Source organism: Billgrantia campisalis, assembly GCF_022341425.1.
GTDB lineage: Bacteria > Pseudomonadota > Gammaproteobacteria > Pseudomonadales > Halomonadaceae > Halomonas > Halomonas campisalis.
Window position 1 is genome coordinate 40,717 of the sequence record NZ_JABFUC010000004.1, and the last position, 18,233, is coordinate 58,949.

The 18,233-nt window shown below is 66.9% G+C and carries 15 protein-coding genes, 1 other RNA gene and 1 pseudogene; 8 read left to right on the forward strand and 9 right to left on the reverse strand.

Annotated elements, in window-relative coordinates; genetic code table 11:
• Position 1: 1 nt before the first annotated feature.
• From napA to ffs, 6 genes are all read right to left on the reverse strand, one after another.
• Entirely contained in the window at positions 2-2,506 is a 2,505-nt protein-coding gene (gene napA / locus HOP52_RS05785) for a nitrate reductase catalytic subunit NapA (protein ID WP_238976429.1), read from the reverse strand.
• Entirely contained in the window at positions 2,503-2,817 is a 315-nt protein-coding gene (locus tag HOP52_RS05790) for a chaperone NapD (RefSeq protein WP_238976430.1), read from the reverse strand. Before HOP52_RS05790 ends, napA begins: the two co-directional genes overlap by 4 nt.
• Positions 2,807-3,304, reverse strand: coding sequence for a ferredoxin-type protein NapF (napF, locus tag HOP52_RS05795; protein ID WP_238976431.1), 498 nt, complete (start codon positions 3,302-3,304; stop codon positions 2,807-2,809). The genes HOP52_RS05790 and napF overlap by 11 nt, the downstream gene beginning before the upstream one ends.
• Positions 3,305-3,337: 33 nt before the next feature.
• Positions 3,338-3,511, reverse strand: a complete 174-nt coding sequence (gene napE / locus HOP52_RS05800) for a periplasmic nitrate reductase, NapE protein (protein WP_238976432.1) — start codon at positions 3,509-3,511, stop codon at positions 3,338-3,340.
• Positions 3,512-3,672: 161 nt separating this feature from the next.
• On the reverse strand, positions 3,673-4,116 hold the full coding sequence (gene aroQ / locus HOP52_RS05805; protein ID WP_238976433.1) for a type II 3-dehydroquinate dehydratase: 444 nt from the start codon (positions 4,114-4,116) through the stop codon (positions 3,673-3,675).
• 89 nt (positions 4,117-4,205) lie between these two features.
• Positions 4,206-4,302, reverse strand: an RNA gene (ffs, locus tag HOP52_RS05810) — signal recognition particle sRNA small type.
• A gap of 268 nt (positions 4,303-4,570) precedes the next feature.
• Between ffs and HOP52_RS05815 the strand changes: the two genes are divergently transcribed.
• From HOP52_RS05815 to HOP52_RS05825, 3 genes are all read left to right on the forward strand, one after another.
• Complete coding sequence (locus tag HOP52_RS05815; RefSeq protein ID WP_238976434.1) at positions 4,571-5,794, forward strand: ATP-grasp domain-containing protein; 1,224 nt, start codon at positions 4,571-4,573, stop codon at positions 5,792-5,794.
• A gap of 46 nt (positions 5,795-5,840) precedes the next feature.
• Entirely contained in the window at positions 5,841-7,889 is a 2,049-nt protein-coding gene (locus HOP52_RS05820; protein WP_238976435.1) for a hypothetical protein, read from the forward strand.
• Between the two features lie 89 nt (positions 7,890-7,978).
• Positions 7,979-8,326: a P-II family nitrogen regulator gene (locus tag HOP52_RS05825; protein WP_238976436.1), complete on the forward strand. Its 348-nt coding sequence runs from the start codon at positions 7,979-7,981 to the stop codon at positions 8,324-8,326.
• A 2-nt stretch (positions 8,327-8,328) separates the two neighbouring features.
• Here the strand turns inward: HOP52_RS05825 and HOP52_RS05830 are convergent, their stop codons facing one another.
• Entirely contained in the window at positions 8,329-10,323 is a 1,995-nt protein-coding gene (locus HOP52_RS05830) for a monovalent cation:proton antiporter family protein (protein ID WP_238976437.1), read from the reverse strand.
• A gap of 71 nt (positions 10,324-10,394) precedes the next feature.
• A pseudogene (locus tag HOP52_RS05835) lies at positions 10,395-11,439 on the reverse strand (AbrB family transcriptional regulator).
• A gap of 62 nt (positions 11,440-11,501) precedes the next feature.
• Here HOP52_RS05835 and HOP52_RS05840 point away from each other — a divergent pair.
• Positions 11,502-12,296 carry a TlyA family RNA methyltransferase gene (locus HOP52_RS05840; RefSeq protein ID WP_238976438.1) on the forward strand — a complete coding sequence of 265 codons (795 nt, stop codon included), beginning with the start codon at positions 11,502-11,504 and terminating at the stop codon, positions 12,294-12,296.
• Positions 12,297-12,480: 184 nt separating this feature from the next.
• Here HOP52_RS05840 and mscK read toward each other — a convergent pair whose 3' ends face one another.
• Positions 12,481-15,879 (reverse strand): mechanosensitive channel MscK, encoded by a 3,399-nt coding sequence (gene mscK, locus HOP52_RS05845; protein ID WP_309675044.1) that lies wholly within the window; start codon positions 15,877-15,879, stop codon positions 12,481-12,483.
• A gap of 154 nt (positions 15,880-16,033) precedes the next feature.
• Here mscK and HOP52_RS05850 point away from each other — a divergent pair, with 154 nt between their 5' ends.
• From HOP52_RS05850 to HOP52_RS05865, 4 genes are all read left to right on the forward strand, one after another.
• Positions 16,034-17,062, forward strand: a complete 1,029-nt coding sequence (locus tag HOP52_RS05850) for a phospholipase A (protein ID WP_238976439.1) — start codon at positions 16,034-16,036, stop codon at positions 17,060-17,062.
• A gap of 94 nt (positions 17,063-17,156) precedes the next feature.
• On the forward strand, positions 17,157-17,489 hold the full coding sequence (locus HOP52_RS05855; RefSeq protein WP_238976440.1) for an ElaB/YgaM/YqjD family protein: 333 nt from the start codon (positions 17,157-17,159) through the stop codon (positions 17,487-17,489).
• Positions 17,489-17,908, forward strand: coding sequence for a phage holin family protein (locus HOP52_RS05860; RefSeq protein ID WP_238976441.1), 420 nt, complete (start codon positions 17,489-17,491; stop codon positions 17,906-17,908). Before HOP52_RS05855 ends, HOP52_RS05860 begins: the two co-directional genes overlap by 1 nt.
• Positions 17,889-18,209: a YqjK family protein gene (locus HOP52_RS05865; protein ID WP_238976442.1), complete on the forward strand. Its 321-nt coding sequence runs from the start codon at positions 17,889-17,891 to the stop codon at positions 18,207-18,209. The genes HOP52_RS05860 and HOP52_RS05865 overlap by 20 nt, the downstream gene beginning before the upstream one ends.
• Positions 18,210-18,233: the final 24 nt, after the last annotated feature.

An 18,233-nucleotide genomic window follows, 5' to 3' on the forward strand; every position in this document is an offset into this window, starting at 1 on the left:
CTCAGGCCAGGCTAATCAGCTCCAGCCGCACCGCACATTTCTTGTAGTCGGTCTGCTTGGAGATCGGGTCGGTGGCGTCCAGCACCACCTTGTTGATCAGCCGGTTGGCATCGAAGAAGGGGACATAGACCAGCCCCCGGGGCACGCTGACCCGCCCGCGGGTCTCGACCCGCAGGCGCACCTCGCCCCGCCGACTGATCACCTTCACCTCGCTGCCACGGCGCATGCCCTCGGCCCGGGCATCCTCCGGGTGCATATAGAGCAGTGCATCGGGGACCGCCCGGTGCAGCTCCGGCACCCGCCGGGTCATGGAGCCGGTGTGCCAGTGCTCCAGCACCCGCCCGGTACACAGCCAGTAGGGGTAGTCATCATCCGGCGCCTCGGCCGGCGGCTCGTCGGGTACCGCGAAGATCAGCGCCCGGTCGTCGGGCTTGGCGTAGAACTGCACGCCCTTGCCCGCCTCCACATAAGGGTCATAGCCCTCCCGGTAGCGCCACAGGGTCTCCTCGCCGTCGACCACCGGCCAGCGCTTGCCGCGGGTCTGGTGATAAACGTCGAAGTCATCCAGGTCCTTGCCCTTGCCGCGGCCGAAGCGGGCGTACTCCTCGAACAGCCCCTTCTGGATGTAGAAGCCAAGCGCCTCCGACTCCTGGTTGGCGAAGCCCTCCTCCATGTCGGAGAGCGGGTAGCGGTCCACCTGGCCGTTGGCGTAGAGCAGCTCGAAGAGCGTCTTGTCGCGGTACTCCGGCGCCTGGTCGAGCAGCTCGGCCGGCCACACCGCATCGACGCGGATGCGCTTGGACAACTCCACCAGCTGCCAGAGATCGGAGCGCGCCTCGCCGGGGGCCGTGACCAGCTGATGGAAGAACTGGGTGCGCCGCTCGGCGTTACCGAAGGCGCCCTCCTTCTCCACCCAGGAGGCGGCCGGCAGGATCAGGTCGGCGGCCTGGGCCGAGGCCGTGGGATAGATGTCGGAGACGATCACGAAGGCCTCGGGATTGCGCCAGCCGGGCAGGATCTCCTGCATGACGTTGGGACCCGCCTGCATGTTGTTGCTGACCTGGGTCCAGTAGACCTTGAGGTCGCCATCCTTGAGCCGGCGGCTCTGCTCCACCGCATGGAAGCCGACACGATCGGGGATAGTGCCCTCGGGAAGTTTCCAGATCTCCTCGGCATCGCGACGGTGCTCGGGGTTGGTGACCACCCGGTCGGCGGGCAGGCGGTGAGAAAAGGTGCCCACCTCCCGTGCCGTGCCGCAGGCCGAGGGCTGGCCGGTCAGCGAGAAGGGGCTGTTGCCGGGTTCGGAGATCTTGCCGGTGAGCAGGTGCAGGTTGTAGATCAGGTTGTTGACCCAGACGCCACGCACGTGCTGGTTGACCCCCATGGTCCAGAAGCTCATCACCTTGGTGTCAGGGTCGGCATAGAGCTCGGCGAGCTGCTCGAGCCGGCTCTCGGAGACACCGGACTCCCGCGCCGCCCGCTCCAGGGTGAAGGGCGCCACGTGCTCGGCGAACGCCTCGAAGCTCATCTCCGTCCAGCGGTTGGGATCGTCGGCATTCTCCGCCGCCTGCTCGCGCGGGTCGTCGGCGCGCAGCCCGTAGCCGATGTTCGTCACCGCCCGGGCGAAGTTGGTGTGGTTGTCGACGAAGTCGCGGTCGACGCGGCCGGTCTGGATGATGTGGTTGGCGATGTAGTTGAGGATCACCACGTCGGCGTGGGGCTTCATCACCATGGGGATGTCGGCCAGGTCGAAGCTGCGGTGCTCGTAGGTGGAGAGCACCGCCACCCGGGTGTCGGGATAGGAGAGCCGGCGGTCGGTGACCCGCGTCCAGAGGATGGGGTGCATCTCGGCCATGTTCGAGCCCCATAGCACGAAGGCGTTGGCGTGCTCGATGTCATCGTAGACACCCATGGGCTCGTCGGAACCGAAGGCGCGCATGAAGGCGAAGACCGCCGAGGCCATGCAGTGCCGGGCATTGGGGTCGATGTTGTTGGAGCGCAGCCCAGCCTTGAACAGCTTGCTGGCCGCGTAGCCTTCCCAGATGGTCCACTGACCGGAACCGAACATGGCCACGCTTTCCGGGCCATGATCGCGAATGGCGGCCTTGAACTTCTCCGCCATCAGGTCCAGCGCCTCGTCCCAGGAGACCGACTCGAAGTCGCCGTGCTTGTCGTAGACCCCGTTGCGCTTGCGCAGCATCGGCTGGCGCAGGCGATCCTCGCCGTAGAGGATCTTGGAGAGGAAGTAGCCCTTGACGCAGTTGAGGCCGCGGTTAACCTCCGAGTGGATGTCGCCGTGGGTAGCCACGATACGGTCGTTCTGGGTCGCCACCATGACGCTGCAGCCCACCCCACAGAAGCGACAGGGCGCCTTGTTCCAGTTCAGCCGCGTCAGCTCGGCGTTGGTGATCAGGTTGCTGGCACCGGCCGGCATGGCCATGCCGGCGGTGGCCGCCGCCACGGCCGCCGCGTTGGCCTTGGCGAATTCACGACGGGTCATCTTCATGACAGGGCCCCCTCTGAGTGTCGCTGCGGTGGTTCGGCCGTTTCTTCTGCGTCATCGGCGGTGGCCGGGTCGAGCACCTGGTGGTAAACCAGCGCCGCCCCCAGCACACCCGGTCGCGCCTGGAGCCTATCGACCAGCTCGAGGATGCGTCTCTCGTGCTGACTCTCCAGCACCACCACCAGCTTGCCGGCGGCATCCTCGGCGCGGATCTCGGTATCGGGCTGGCCTTCCAGCCAGCGGGCAAGCCCAGGGGCTCGGCTTGGCTGCACATGGACCAGCAAGCTTGCGATATGCAAGGCATCAGTCGGCATGGACCATCTCCTCACTTGTCAGCGTGATGGCGTGATTGGGGCACTGGGCCTGGCAGGCACCGCAGCCGGTACAGGCATCGGTGGCAAGCCGCGGGGCGGGGGCATGGCCCAGCTGTGGGACGAAGGTGATGGCGCGCCATTGGCAGGCGTCCTGGCAGCTCTGGCAGTGCACATTGGCCAGGGCCAGGCAGTTCGACTCGATGCGGGCTCGCCAGGGGAAGGCTTGCCGACCGGTATCGAAGACCGACGCGTCACAGACATCCACGCAGGCGCCGCACAGCGTGCAGCCGGCGTCGGTGAAGCGGATCTCCGGATACCCACCGCCACCGTGGAACAGCACGCGCTCCGGACAGGCATCGATGCATGCCGCGCAGCGCACACAGCGGTCGGTGAAGTCGTCAGCGGTCCAGGGGGGGCGTCTTATCGGGCCTTGGCCGCCCAGTGAGCGGAAGAATTGACGACGCTTGTTGTTATCGGACTGTCGCATAGCTCCTCAGTTAGCGTTTTCCAGCAGCTCGTGTCAGGACGGCGGGCCCGGGGGGCCGGCGAACATCTGATAGATCCAGACGGCGAAGCCGAAGCCCCCGACCACGGCGATGGCCAGGAGCGGGAACAGCAGCACGGCAATGAACAGGAACAGCTTGAGCTCCTGCTTCTTGCGCGTCTCCGGGGCCATGGTCTCCGGTTCCTCCATTGCATAATCCCCTCATCCAGATAGCGAACGACTATTGATGACGTTAACCTTCAAGGTAGCCAATCCCCCGGCGCTGTCAGCCCCTTGATGACCAACACACCAAAAGCAGCGGGCCCGCCATGCCAGGCGGGCCCGCGAAAAAACCGTTGAAAAAATGTGTATCAGGCGGAAGCCCGAATCACGGCGTTCAGCGCCGCCTGGTAGCCCCGGGTGCCGAGCCCGGCGATCACGCCGTCGGCGCGCAGGGAGACGTAGGAGTGGTGGCGGAAGCTCTCGCGCTGATGGACATTGGAGATATGCACCTCGTAGACCCTGCCCTCGAAGGCGTTCAGGGCATCGAGGATGGCCACCGAGGTGTGGGTGTAGGCGGCGGGGTTGATGATGATCGCTTGGGTCCCGTCGAGGCGGGCGGCGTGGATGGCGTCGATCAGCTCGCCCTCGTGGTTGCTCTGCCGGCAGTCGATATCCCAGCCGGCCAGGACCGCCGTCTCACGCAGGGCATTGTTGACGTCCTCCAGGGTCTCATGGCCGTAGATCTCCGGCTGGCGGGTGCCCAGCAGATTGAGATTGGGTCCATGCAGGACCAGCACCTTGCCTTGGCTCATGCCGAGTTCTCCGGGAGGGGTCACACCTAGAAGCGAACAGCTTGCGTCTACCTGCAAGCGAGTGCCGCACTGTCCAGAAATGGAGGCGGCCCCGACAGCCACATCCCGGCACACGCGACCACCGCTACCGTTGCTCCCTTCCGGGCCTGGCGGGGTTTGCGGTTTAGCGTTGCGGGAGGACCGACGAGGCCACCACAGCGCGATGACGGTTTATACAATGTCTAACCGGCACCGAACTCGGCGCGCTATCAATGACTTGCCGAGTGGCTGGCACTATACCAGCGGCTCGCCGGCGCCACAAGAGCCGGGACCCCTTCTCCCCTTGTATTGCATCGCAACAATGTCAGACGCGGCTCCCTCGTGTAAGCTGGAGAATCTACCCTAACCCATTGGAATGATCCCGCATTGCTATTCGGGAGGTTAGGGTGTTTCCACGCGACAGGAGGCAGACCACATGAAAAAGGATCCCAACAAGGGCTATATCGCCCTGCTCGGCTGGAGCCTGAATGCCATCGAAGCCGCCGAGAACTTCGACCGGCGCTACGTGGTGGTCGCTCCCGACTGGGCGGAAGAGTACTGCCAGAAGCACGACATCCCCTATGTGTCCTGGAACTTCGAACGCCTCAACGACCGCTCCATGGAGATCGCCGAGACCCTCAAGGAGATGGGCGTCGACGTGGCGATTCCGATGTTCGAGGAGACCGTGGAGTGGGCGGGCGCCATCAATTCGCTGCTGCTCGACAACCCCCGCCTCTACGGTCAGTCGCTGCTGCTGCGTGACAAGGCGCTGATGAAGCGCCGCGCCCAGCTCGGCGGCATCCGGGTGGGGATCTTCGAAGAAGCCCACGACAAGGGCGACGTCATCCGCTTCCTCAAGCGGGTCAACCAGACCCTGCTCAAGCTCGACGGCGACCCCAACGACCCCATCCACCTCAAGGCCTTCGACAAGGCCGGCTGCCTGGGCCACCGGGTGATCCGCACCCCGGACGAAGTCGATACCATCCCCGACGAGGAGTTCCCGGTGCTGATGGAGTCGCACCTGGACGGCTGGGAGTTTGCCGTGGAGGCCTGGATCCACAACGGCAAGATCGCCTTCCTCAACATTTCCGAGTACGTGACGCTCGGCTACTCGGTGTTCGTGCCGGCCTCGCCGGAGCTCGAGAGCTACCGCCCGCAGATCACCGCCCAGATCGAGAAACTCATCAAGGCCTTCGACATCGAGTTCGGTCTGATCCATCCCGAGTACTTCGTCACCAGCGACGGCGAGATGTACTTCGGCGAGGTGGCCTACCGTCCACCGGGGTTCAAGGTCTTCGAACTGCTCGAGCGGGTCTACGGCTTCAACGCCTACCAGGCCAGCATGCTGGTGTTCGACCCCAAGACCAGCGCAGATGAGGTCAAGGCCTTCTTCCCCAAGGAGATCGAGGATGCCGACGGCTACGCCGGCTGCTTCGGCGTCTACCCGCGCCGCCGCGTGGTCAGCAAGCTGGAGATCCCCGAGGAGGTCGAGGACGACCCCTACTTCGAGTCCCACGAGCTGACGCCGCCCATCGAAGAGACCGTCACCAAGCGCACCGCCTTCGGCACCCACTGGGGGCTGATCTACTTCAAGGGCGACGAGGCCGCGCGCATGAAGGAACTGCTCAAGCATATGGAAGAACTTGATTTCTACGTCTGATCAAGGCGTCATGGGGCACTGACAGCCCTGACGACAAGGAGTCGGCGTGACGACGCACCGACACACGCAAGATGCCAGTGATCAACCCGCGGGCAGCGACAAGCTTACCGGCCTGCTGGCGAAACTCGATGAAGCGATCCGGCTACTCGCCGAATCGCGGGATTTCGCCAAGCCGGGCAAGCTGCCGCGGGTTCTGGACACCGCCAGGCGAGTGCTGCTCCAGGAAGGCGGGGCAGCGGCGATCGAATTGCGCTCCAGAGAGCTGGAAGAGGCCGGGATCTTCCTCGGCTCCGACTGGGAAACCCCCCAGCACCTGGTGCCCTCCCTCACCACTCATGCCCTCCAGAGCGCCGACGCCAATACCGTGGTCATCGAGGCCCTGAGCGAGCTGCGCCTGCTCGCCGTGGCCAAGGGCGACTACCTTCATCCGCTGGTGTCTCCGGAGCAGTCCCACCACTATCTCACCCAGACAATGGCGCTGAACCTCAGGTTACTGTTCAGCGCCCCGACCGAGGCCGAGCGCGAAAGCCAGGGGCGCCTGGCGCAGATTCCGCGCAACCTGTTCCACCACCTGGCCGAACGCATCGGCTACGAGCACATCGTCGACAAGCTGATCGAGGAGATCTGGCGGATCCTCGAGCAGCGCCCGATCCAGGTCGAACCGATAAAGCAGATGGTCACCCAGATCGCGCTCTGTCAGGCCAATCCCGACATCGACCTGGGGGGCAGCGGCCAGGGCGCCGACCGCCTGGTGAGCTCGCTGTTCGGCCCCACCCGGGCGTGCCGCGAGGACCCCGGAGTCGACGTCTACCGCGAGCGGCTGTCGAGCATGGATACCGCAGCCCTGCAGGGCGAGGCGACCGGCTTCGCCCGGGCCATGCACGACACCGGCCTGGTCTCGCCCTACCATCCGGTGCTGCTGCGCCACCTGCTGGACTACAGCGACCACCTGCTGTCCGAGGCGCTGGGGCTCTCCTCTACCGGCCGTGACTGCATGCTGTGCTACCGCGAGCTGGTGCATGCGCTGATCCGCGGCGCGGTCTATCCGGCCACCGCCCAGGCCGCCTACGGGCTGGCCCTTACCCTGGAGCGCGGCATCCTCTATCAGCCGCCGGTGGCTCCCGCCATGTGGCGACAGCTCGGGCTCGGCCTGTCGGAGTGGTCCCAGGCCCGCCTCAACCTGGCCTACGGCGAGGAGATCTCACCCCGAGCCCGGCTGCTGGAAGGCGTGCTGTGCATGCTCGGGCTGCCGCTGGGCGTGGGCCAGGGCAACAACCCCACTTGCCAGTCGGCCCGGGCGCTCTCCATGTGGGCCTACAACGACCCGGACTACCTGCTGCAGATGGTGGCCTGGGCGGCCCGTGACGACGATATCATCATGCACTTCGAGGGCATGCCGCTCTCCTCCATGGCGAGCGTCTCCGGCGTCGCCCAGAGCTTGCCCATGGACCTCGACCCGGTGTCGCTGATCGTGGTGCCGCATCTCGATCGCATCTATGCCGAGATGGGCCGCCGCTGCATCGGCCGCGAGGGCGACCCCCACCGCTGGGTGAACCCGGAATTCCACGGCTGGTGGTCCGGGCGGGGCTTTCGCATCAACGTCGATGTGGCCACCGGCCAGCTCTACGAGTTGGATGACTTCCTGCGCCACTTCTATGCCAGCTACCACCCCTACTACAACGGCAACCAGCCGCTGATTCACCCCCAGCCGGCGGGCATCGCCGTCACCGATAACACGGCACGCTTCATCGGCTGGCACGCCATCACCATTCTGCGGGTGTCGCTGGACCCCACCGAGGTGATGCGGGTCTACTTCTTCAACCCCAACAACGACAGCGGCCAGGACTGGGGCGATGGCGTAAGAGTCAGCACCGCCGGCAACGGCGAGCGCTTCGGCGAGGCCTCGCTGCCCTTCGAGCAGTTCGCTTCGCGCCTCTACATCTTCCACTACGACCCCCTGGAGCGCGGCGAACTGGCCAAGATCACCCAGGAGGAGCTCGACCGGGTGATCGGCTACATCCATCGCAGCTGGGGCGCCGACCGCATCCCCCCCACCGACCTACAAGCCGACGAAGGCCCCGGCAGCGCCCCTTGATGCCGGTCAGGACGTTCGCGGTAGGCTCTGCCAGAATAGGCAACAGGGAGCCTGCCGGCTCGAGACACGAGTGACACGGAGAGATGACCATGGACTTCAAGCTGCTAATGGTTTTCGTCGACCAGGACAAGACCGACAGGGTGCTGAACGCCGCCAGGAAGGCGGGCGCCACCGGCGCCACCATCATCAACAACGCCCAGGGTCAGGGGCTCAGGCCCCACCTGACCTTCTTCGGCCTGGAGTTCATGGCGGCACGCAGCGTGCTCCTGATTCTGGTGGAGGCGCGCCGCTCGAGCGAGGTGCTCGAGGCGGTCAGCCAGGCCGGCGGACTCGACGAGAGCCTCGATACCGGCATCGCCCTGGAGCTTGACGTCAACCGGGCCCTGGGGCTCAGCGAGCACATCAAGGCGCTCAGCAAGGAATACCCGCTGAGCTAATCTCACTCAGGCTGCGACGGCGTATCGGCCCCGGTCAGCCGTCGCTCAACCGCTTCGAGGTTGTCCTGGGTACCCAGCAGCACCAGCACGTCGTCTGCCAGTACCTGCGTGCTCTCTTCCGGGTAGCGGTGGCGATGATCGTCACGCACCAGCGCCGTTACCGACACCTGGTCTCGCTCGGTATCCAGCTGCGCCAGGTTCTGGCCGATGGCCGGGCTCCCCTCACTGAGCACCACCGAGTGCAGCCGCTCCTGTTCCCCGGCCGGACGAGGGTCCTGAATGTTGTCCAGGCTGCCGCGGAACAGCTCGCGCAGCATCTGGTAGTGACTGGTTCGCTGCTCCTGGAGGTGACGGGTGACCCGATGGAGCGGGACACCCAGGGCCTGGAGCGCATGGGAGGTAAGGATCATGCTCGCTTCCAGGGTTTCGGGAATGACTTCACTGGCCCCCGCCGCCGACAGTTCGGCAACGGACCCCTCGTCGCGGGTGCGTACCACGGCCGGAATTCCGGGCTGGAGCTGAACGGCATGACGCAGCGTCTTGAGTGCCGCCGGGCGGTCATCGTGGCTGACGATCAGCAACCTGGCCCTCTCGATCCCGACATTCTCCAGCATGGCGGGATCCGCCGAGTCGCCGAAGTAGACCGGCTGGCCGGCCAGCCTCGCTTCACGAACGATAGACGGGTCCATGTCCAGGGCCACGTAGGCGACCCCTTCGCTCTCCAGGAAGCGCGCCACCGTCTGCCCGGTTCGTCCGAACCCGCAAATCACCACGTGCCCCTGCTCCTCCAGTCCGTGGGGCACCGGCGCGGTCTCGACCGGTTTGCGCTTCACCCGCCCGAACAGCCAGGCCGCTAGCGGCTGGTTATAGCGGATCAAGAAGGGCGCCAGGATCATTGAGAAGAGCACCGAGGTGAGCACCACCTGGGCCGGATGGCTGTCGATCACCCCACCCTCGAGACCGATGGCCAGCAGCGCGAAGCCGAATTCCCCGCCCACCGACAGCAGCAGGCCGGTGCGAAACGCCGTCTGCAGCTCCACGCCGGAGAGGCGCACGATCAGGGTCACCAGCACCAGCTTGATCCCCAGCAGGGCCGCAGCGCCGACCAGCGCCTCTCGCCAGATCTCGGGGATCAGCGCCGGCTCCACCAGCATGCCGATGCTGACGAAGAAAAGTCCCAGCAGCACATCCCGGAAGGGGCGAATGGTCGACTCCACCTGATGGCGAAACTCGGTGTCGCCCAGCACCATGCCGGCCAGGAAGGCGCCGAACGCCATGGAGAGCCCCAGGGTTTTGGTGGTCCAGGCGGAGACCAGCGACACGAAGAGCACCGTCAGAGTGAAGAGCTCGGCGGAGCGCCGCTCGGCCACCAGGTGGAACAGCGGACGCAGCAGCAGCCGCCCCGACACCAGCACGACCACGAAGGCCAGCAGTGCCTTGGCAAGGGCCAGCCCCAGGGCACCGGCGACCTCCTGGGCAGCCGCCACCCCCAGCACCGGGATCACCACCACGAAGGGTACCGCGGTGATGTCCTGGAACACCGACATGGTGGTCCCCAGCCGCCCGTGGCGGGTCTGGCTCTCCCCTTGTTCCATCAGCTGCTTGGTGATGATGGTGGTGGAGGACTGGGCAAATACCGCCCCCACCATGAAGGCCGCCGGCCCGGGGAGGCCCAGCCACCAGGCCAGCCCCCCCACCGCCGCGGTGGTCAAGGCCACCTGGGCGGTGCCCAGGCCGAGAATGGTGTGGCGCAGCGCATAGATCTGCGGCAGCGAGAAACTCAGCCCAATGGTGAAGAGCAGGAAAACGATGCCGAACTCGGCGATCACCCGGATGTTGTCATCGGCTACCACCGGCCCGGCGGTATGCGCGCCCAGCATCACCCCCACCAGCAGATAGCCCAGGCTCGGCGGAATCTTTAGCCGCTGGAAGACCAGCACCACGGCCACCGTGGCGCCCAGCAGCAACAACATCTGAACCAGTGCCTGTTCCAGCATCCCCTGCTTCCCTTGTCCGCCCGGTGGGCGCTGCCTGTCAGTCGTGGATGATTGCGGAGTCGCCCAGCATATCAGCTGCCCACCGCACCGCGCTGCAGCCAGCGCGCCCAGAATGGCGCGACCACCATCAGCGCGATCATGCGCAGCAGGTGGTGAAAGGCGACGAAGACCGGGTTGATGTCCAGGGCCACGGCGAGAATCGCCATCTCGCCAATCCCGCCCGGGGCGAGTGCCAGCAGCGCCACGTCACGGGGCACCCCGACCAGCCGGTGGATCAGCTCGGCAAACAGCGCCAGCACCGCCAAAGCCAGCAGAGTCGCCACCGCGGCCTCGCCCAGATAGCGCCAGAAGCGGGCCCGGGAGAGGCCCCGGAAGCGCGAGCCGATGGCGCTACCCAGTATCCAGAGCATCAGGTTCATGCCCCAGTCGGGCAGCCGCAGGCTGGCCACATCGAAGCCAGAGAGCAGCGCGGCAAACAGCAGCGGCGCCAGCAGCGAGGCGCTGGGTAATCGAAGTCGATTGCCCAGCGGGATCAACACCGGCAGCGCCAGCAGCATCCACAGATGGGTGGCCGGGGCGGCGGCGTCGGGCGCGGCACCGGGGGCGCCCTCCCACAGCCAGAACAGCGGCGGCAGCCACAGCACCACCAGGATGATCCGCAGCGACTGGGCGATGGCGATGCGCTTGGGGTCCCCCCCCGCACTTCTCGCCCATCAGGATCATCGCCGTCATGGCCCCCGGCGCCGAGGCGAACCAGGCGCTCACCGAGTCGAAGCCGCAGCGCCGGTACCAGGCCGCGGCCGCGGCGGTGGATGCCGCCACCCCGGCCAGCAGCAGCCCCGCGGAGAGCGGCCAGTCGACCACCCGCTCAGCCAACTGCGGGGTGACCTGGCTACCCAGCACCAGCCCCAGCACGCCCAGAAACAGCTCACGCAGGCCCTCCGGCACGCGCACGTCCAGGCCCCGGGCCGAGACCAGCAGGTTGGTGACCAGCGGCCCCAGCATCCAGGGCAGCGGCAGTCCCAGCGCCTGGAAGAGCCCTCCGCCCAGGGCCCCGATGGCCAGCGAGCGCGCCAGCGCCCTACCCGATGATCGATCCACACCCCGCCCTTTCATTAACCGGCTAATCAATCGATTATGCCATAATACGCCCCGTCTTTCTCGGCGCAGGAGTCGTCATGCCCCGCCTCGACCAGCTGCTCGTTACCCAGGGCCTGGCCCGTTCACGCACCCGCGCCCAGCGGCTGATTCGCCACGGCCGGGTGCGGCTGGCCGATACCGGCCGCATACTCGCCAAGCCCGGCGAGAAGCTGCCCGACGACGTCGCCCTGACGGTGGAGGAGGACCCGGAGGAGCGCTACGTCTCCCGGGCCGGCCTCAAGCTGGAGGCGCTGATCGAGGCGCTGGGCCTCGATCTCAGCGGCCGCCTGGTGCTCGACGTGGGCCAGTCCACCGGCGGCTTCACCGACTGCGCGCTGCGCTTCGGCGCCCGCCATGTGATCGGCGTGGAGGTGGGCCACGACCAGCTCGACCCGGCGCTGGTCGACGACCCCCGGGTCACCTGCCTGGAGGGGCTCAACGCCCGGGCCATGGCCGCCGAGCCGCGGCTGCGCGAGGTCTTCGTGGCCCAGGGGGCCGAGGGCCCCGATCTCGCCGTGATGGACGTCTCCTTCATTTCCCAGGCGCTGATCCTGCCCGAGATCGCCGCCCTGCTCAGCCCCGGCGGCGAGCTGCTGTCGCTGGTCAAGCCGCAGTTCGAGGTGGGCCCAGGCGGCGTCAACGCCCGGGGCCTGGTCACCGACCCGGCACGCTACGCCGAGGTAGAAGCCACCCTGCGCGCCTGCTGCCAGGCCCAGGGCCTGGCGGTACTGCACTGGCAGGATAGCCCGCTGCGCGGCGGCGATGGCAACCGGGAGTTCCTGCTGCACGCCGTGCGCGAGGCGCCAGCCGCCGACTTTTCAGACAGAGCTTAAGTGCGACTAACAAAACGCCTAGCGCTGATGGGCGCCGGGGGCAAGGCGTAGCGAGGGTCATTTGCCAGGGATGGCAAATGTAGCGCCCAGGGAAGGGTTCACAGCGCCCTCGCGAAGGCTTGCCCCCGGACAAACCCATCTCATCTGCAGGGTTGTGAAAGAAGTTCTAAGGCGCTGGCTCGGCTCAGCGCCCGCCATCGCCCCCGTCACTGTCGCCAACCTCGAAGTCGCCGGGGTCCCCCGCGGCACCGGGCGGTGGATAAGTGGGATCGACCGCCGCTCGTGGCGCCCCGCTCACCACCTTCTGCCTGCCCCCATCGGGACGATGCAGCCAGACATCCAACTGGTTGAAGGCGATATCCACCTCGTGCTCGGCGAACAGCTCACCCACCCGGCAGTTGATCTCGTCGGTGGCGTAGAGCCGGTCGCCCAGGGCGTTGACGAAGACCCGCAGCTCGAAGTCGAGTCTGCTGTCGCCGTAGTCCATGAAAAACACCTGGGGCTCGGGGTCGGCCAGCACCCGCGGGTTCTCGTCGGCGGCCTGGCGCAGCAGGCGGTGTACCAGGCGGTGATCCGAGCCATAGGCCACGCCGAAGGTCAGCACCACCCGGGTCACGGTATCGGAGAGCGACCAGTTGATCAGCTGGTCGGTGACGAAGGTCTTGTTGGGGATGATGATCTCCTTGCGGTCGAAGTCGATCACCGTGGTGGCGCGGATACGGATCTTGCTCACCGTGCCGGTGAGGTTGCCCAGGGTAATGGTGTCGCCGATGCGTACCGGCCGCTCGAAGAGAATGATCAGCCCCGAGACGAAGTTGGCAAAGATCTCCTGCAGGCCAAATCCCAGGCCCACGCCCAGCGCCGCTACCAACCACTGCAGCTGGCTCCAGGCCACGCCCAGGGTGGCCAGCGCCAGCACCAGGCCGGTACCGACGATGACGTAAGAGAGCAGCGAGCTGATCGCATAGGCGCTGCCCTGCTTGAGCTCCAGGCGCGACAGCACCATCACTTCCAGCAGCCCCGGCAGGTTGCGGGCCAGCATCCCCGTGAAGGCGATGATCAGCAGGGCGGTAACGACATCGGAGACCGACAGCGCGCCGGTCACCAGCTCCACGCCCTCCTGCCGCTCGGCCACATCCCAGACCGTCACCTGCTCCAGGTAGCCTAGCACCGCCAGCAGGTCGGCCCACACCAGGTAGAGCAGCAGCGCGAAGCCCACCAGCAGAATCAGCTTGGAGAGGCGCAGCGACTGCTGGTTGATCTGCTCCATATCCAGCGGTGGCTCCTCGACCACCTCCAGGCCGCCCTCGCCGCCCTCCAGCACCTGGGCACGGCGCCGCGCCAGGGCTCGCTTGAAGGCCAGGCGCCGCGCCGCCACCGCCAGGCCGCGCACCACCGCAGCCTCGACCAGTATCCACAGCCCAAGCAGATAGAGGGTGATCGTGAAGCGCCCCACCAGGCTCAGGGCGGTGTATTCATAGCCGGCCACGATCAGCCCCGCCAGCACCAACGGCACCAGCGACAGCGCCAGCCCCAGCACCAGGCGGAACAGCTTGACCCCGAAGAAGGGCGTATGGGCCAGAATCAGCCGCGCCATGATCACGCTCATCGCCAGCAGCCCCGCCAGCAGCAGCCCCAGCGCCACCGGACGCGAAGCCAGCGGCAGCTCGGCTCCCCGGGCCAGCGCCGAAATGCCCAGCACCGGCACCAGCGCCAGGCCCAGCCAGCGCAGCAGGGAGCGCAGCCGGGCCACATAGCCGGCGGACCAGTAGAAGTGCTTGGTGGCCACGCCGTCGCGCACCAGCAGGCGACGTGCCCAGGCGATCACCCCCCAGGCCAGCGCCAGCTGCCACAGCGCCTGCCCCAGGCTCACGGAAAGCGCCTCGCCCCCGGCCACCAGGGCGGTACCGGCGGCCGCCAGCGCCAGCGGCCCCGGCATCGCCAGCAGGGCATTGAGCGCCACCGCCTGGGGGGTATGGCCCTGGCTATCGCTCTTGAGCCGGCCGATCTGCTCGTGCAGTAGCCCCAGGCGCGCCTTGATGCGCCGTCGCAGCCCCAGCAGCAGCAGCGCCGCCAGCAGAGGCGGCAGCCCCGCCAGGGCGCCGGCATCGGGGGGCTGCCAGTGGTGCGGCAGGACACGCCGCCACTCGCCCTCCCGCCACTCCAGCACCAGGTTGGCCGGCAACTGCTGCAGCCAGGTCAGCCCCAGGGGGCGGCTATTGGCCACCCAGAACAGCTGTTCGTCGATGGTGTGGCGCAGCTCACGGGAGGTCTCCATCAGCTGCTGCTGGTTGAGCTGCAGGTCGATGGCCGCGGTCAGCAGGCTGCCATAGACCTGCTCCAGCTGGTCGACCAGCTCGCGGCGCGACTGGTAGAGCCGCAGCAGCGAATCCACCAGCGCCGGGGTCACCTCCACATCGGCCTCTTCCAGGCGCTGATTGGCCAGCCGCTCGCTCTGGCGCAGCAGGTCGCGCTGCCGGCCCAGATCGAACTGGCGCAGCCGCAGGTCGGCGATCTCCTCCTGCAGGTCGCGGCGCGGGGCGACCTGAGGCAGCGACTGGCGCTGCTCGCGCAGGATGCGCGACAGCAGCATGCTGCCGCGCACCGCCTCGATCTGCTCGGTCAGGCTGCGCTCCAACTGGCGCACATGGTCGAGCAGGCGGCGTACCTCGATGCCCTCGCGCACCAGGCTATTGGTGCGGTCGGTGGCGCGCAGCAGTTCGAGGCTGAGGTCGCGGTTGATCTGCTGGGCACGCAGCACCACCGGGTGTCCGGCGGCAATCAGCGGGTCATCCACCGCCGCATCGGCAATCGCCTGCTCGGAGGCCAGGCGGCGCTGACGGTCGATAACGCTCTGCAGCGTCGCCAGCACCGCCTCCTGGGTGGCCACCTGGCGATTGAGCAGCTCCTGGCGCTGCTGGGCCAGCTCGCGCAGGCGGGTATTGGTGCTCAGCTCCAGCTGATGAAAACGCAGCTCCTCCTCGGCCAGGCGGCGTTCGGCACGGCGTCGGATCAGGCGCGCATCGTCGGCCGCCACCCCCTGCCCCTCCAGCTCATCCTGGGCGCGACGCGCCTGTTCGACACGCTGCATGGCCTCGGCAATGGCCTGCTGGGCGCGCTCCGGCAGGGTCTGCGCCCCCAGCAGCTGGGCATTGACCTCGGCCAGCTGCTCCTGCAGCTGCTGCAGCTCGACGATCGCCTCCTGCTGGCGCGCCTCCAGCTCGGCAATCGGCAGCTCATGCAGATCGGTGGCGCTCAACTCCAGCGCCGCTCGCTGCTCCTCGATCAGCGCCCGCTCCAGGCGCAACAGCTCACCGGGGGCATCGTCGACGCGCCGCTCCAGCGCCGCCAGCCGCTCCTCGATGCGCGACAGCGCCGCCAGCGCCACTTCCGCGGCCTGCAGCGCCTCTAACTCCACCTGCGCCGCGTCGCTCAGGACATCCCCCTCGTCCGGCTGCAGCGCCTGGATACGCTGGGCCACGGCCTCGCGCTCGGGCAGGGTGGCGTCGGCCTGCGCCAGGGTAGCCAGCAGCAGCCAGCCCATCAGCAGGCCCACGATGTATGACAGCTTGATCAGATTCACGCCTTTCCTCGGTGGCGGGGCCCATGCCCGGGACTCGATTCTCGGCCCCGGCAGCACGCTTGGCAATGAGGGACTTCAGCGGTTGACTTGACAAGGCACCATGGTAGAAGTCGGAGTAGAATGTTGTATTCAACGCCTCGCTTCGAGTCACACCATGAATATCCGTTCCTTCCTGATTGCCGGCGTCATCCTGATGGGCGTCCCCGCCGCGGGCGCCCTGGCCCAGAGCGATGGGCAGCTGGTCGATCAGCGCCAGGCCATCGAGTCCCGGATCGAGTCACTGAGCAGCGAGATCGAGCAGCTACGGCACGAGCTGAAGACACTATCGCCAGACGACCTCCCTCCCCTGGACCCCCAGGTCGAGCTCGTTCGCGAGGAGATCGCCCAGCGCCGCCAGCTGGAGCGGGAGTCGACTCGCAACCCCCTGGCCATCACCACCCATCGACGCAACTACATCTTTCCGATCAGCTACAACGCCAAGCCCAACAAGGCCGCCTTCGCCAACATCAGCAGTGACACCGGCCCGCGAGATTTGGAGGTCAAGTTCCAGTTCAGCGCCAAGGTCAACCTGATCGAGGATCTGATCGGCAATACCGGCGACCTCTACTTCGCCTATACCCAGCGCAGCTGGTGGCAGGCCTACAACACCGATGCCTCCTCACCGTTTCGCGAAACCAACTATGAGCCGGAAGTCTTCCTCAATTTCGACAACGCCTGGAGCGCCTTCGGCTGGACCAACGTGCGCAATCGCGTGGCCCTCAATCATCTCTCCAACGGCCGCTCCCAGCCGCTGTCGCGCAGCTGGAACCGAGTCTACCTGGAAAGCATGTTCCAGCGCGGCGACTGGGGGGTCAGCGTCGCCCCCTACTGGCGAATCCCCGAGTCGAAGAACGAGGACGACAATCGCGACATTCACCGTTTCAAGGGCTATGGCGATATCACCGTGGCCCGGCGCATCAACGGCGACCAGGAAGCCAGCCTGATGGTGCGCGGCAACCCCAGCGCCGGCAACATGGGCACCCAGTTCGACTACTCCTGGGAGATGTTCGGCAACATCCGGGCCCACGTCCAGTACTACTACGGCTACGGCGAGAGCATGATCGACTACGATCACCGCAACCACCGCCTGAGCCTGGGCTTCAGCCTCAACCCGCTGTTCACCGGCGGCGTGCTGACCCGGTGAACCGACAGCACCGGGCCCAAAGAGCCAAGCGGATTGAACTCGCTTGCGCGACTGCTATGCTGAGCCTGTCGTTCAACGTCAGAGGAAGACAGCCATGGCATCTCGTACCCCGCACACCGATGAAACCACCCGGCAGCTCAAGGAAGACCTGCACCACCTCACCCAAACCATCGAAGAGCTGGTCAGCGCCACCGCCGATGACTCCCGCAGCAACATCAAGGAGCTGCGCGAACGCGCCGAGCAGCGCCTGAAGGACACCCGGGACCGGCTCGAATCCCGGGGTGAGCGCCTCTACGGCGAGGCCCGCGACTCCCTGACCCACCAGGCGGACGCCTGCGACCGCTACGTGCACGACAACCCCTGGACCAGTGTCGGCCTGGGTGCCGCGGCGGGGATCGTGATCGGCATGCTGATCGGGCGTCGCTGATGACGTCGAGCCAGGGACCGGCACAGCGGGTATTCGGCGCAGGCAAACGCCTGCTCGGCAGCCTGCTCGACGCCGGCGAGACGCGTCTGCGTCTCGCCGTGCTGGAACTGGAGGAGGAGCGGGCCCGGCTGGCGACCCTGCTGCTGGTCATCGGCCTGAGCCTGGTGATGCTGCTGCTTGGCCTGGCGGTACTGGCCCTGCTGGTGGCGGTGCTGTTCTGGGACACCCACCGGGTGGCGGCCATCGCCATCAGCGCCGGGGTACTGCTCACCGGCGGCGTGCTGATGGCGCTGCTGGCACGGCGCATGGCCCACCGCCCCACCCTGCTCAAGAGCACTCTGACCCAGCTGGCCATCGATCGTGAACTGGTCGCCAAGCAGGAGGCGAGGGAGAGAGCCCGTGACGAATCACGCTCCTGAACGGCACCGAGTTTCGCGGCGTCAGCGACGCGCCGAGCGCAAGGCCCTGCTGCTGACCGCCATCGAACAGCAGCGCATCGATATCTACGTCGAGGCCAGCCGCTGGCGCGACGCCACCCGGTCGATCGACGACGGCTGGCACACCCTGATGCGCTTCAAGGCGGTATTTCTCGGCGTGGGCGGCGTGCTGCTGCTCAAGAGCGCCCGCCACCCCGGCTCCCTGCTGCGGATGGCCAAACGCCTGACCGCCGGTGCCCTGATGCTCAAGCGCGCCAAACGCCTCCTCGACTCGACCCGCTAACCTACCTTCCCGCCACCCTGCTGA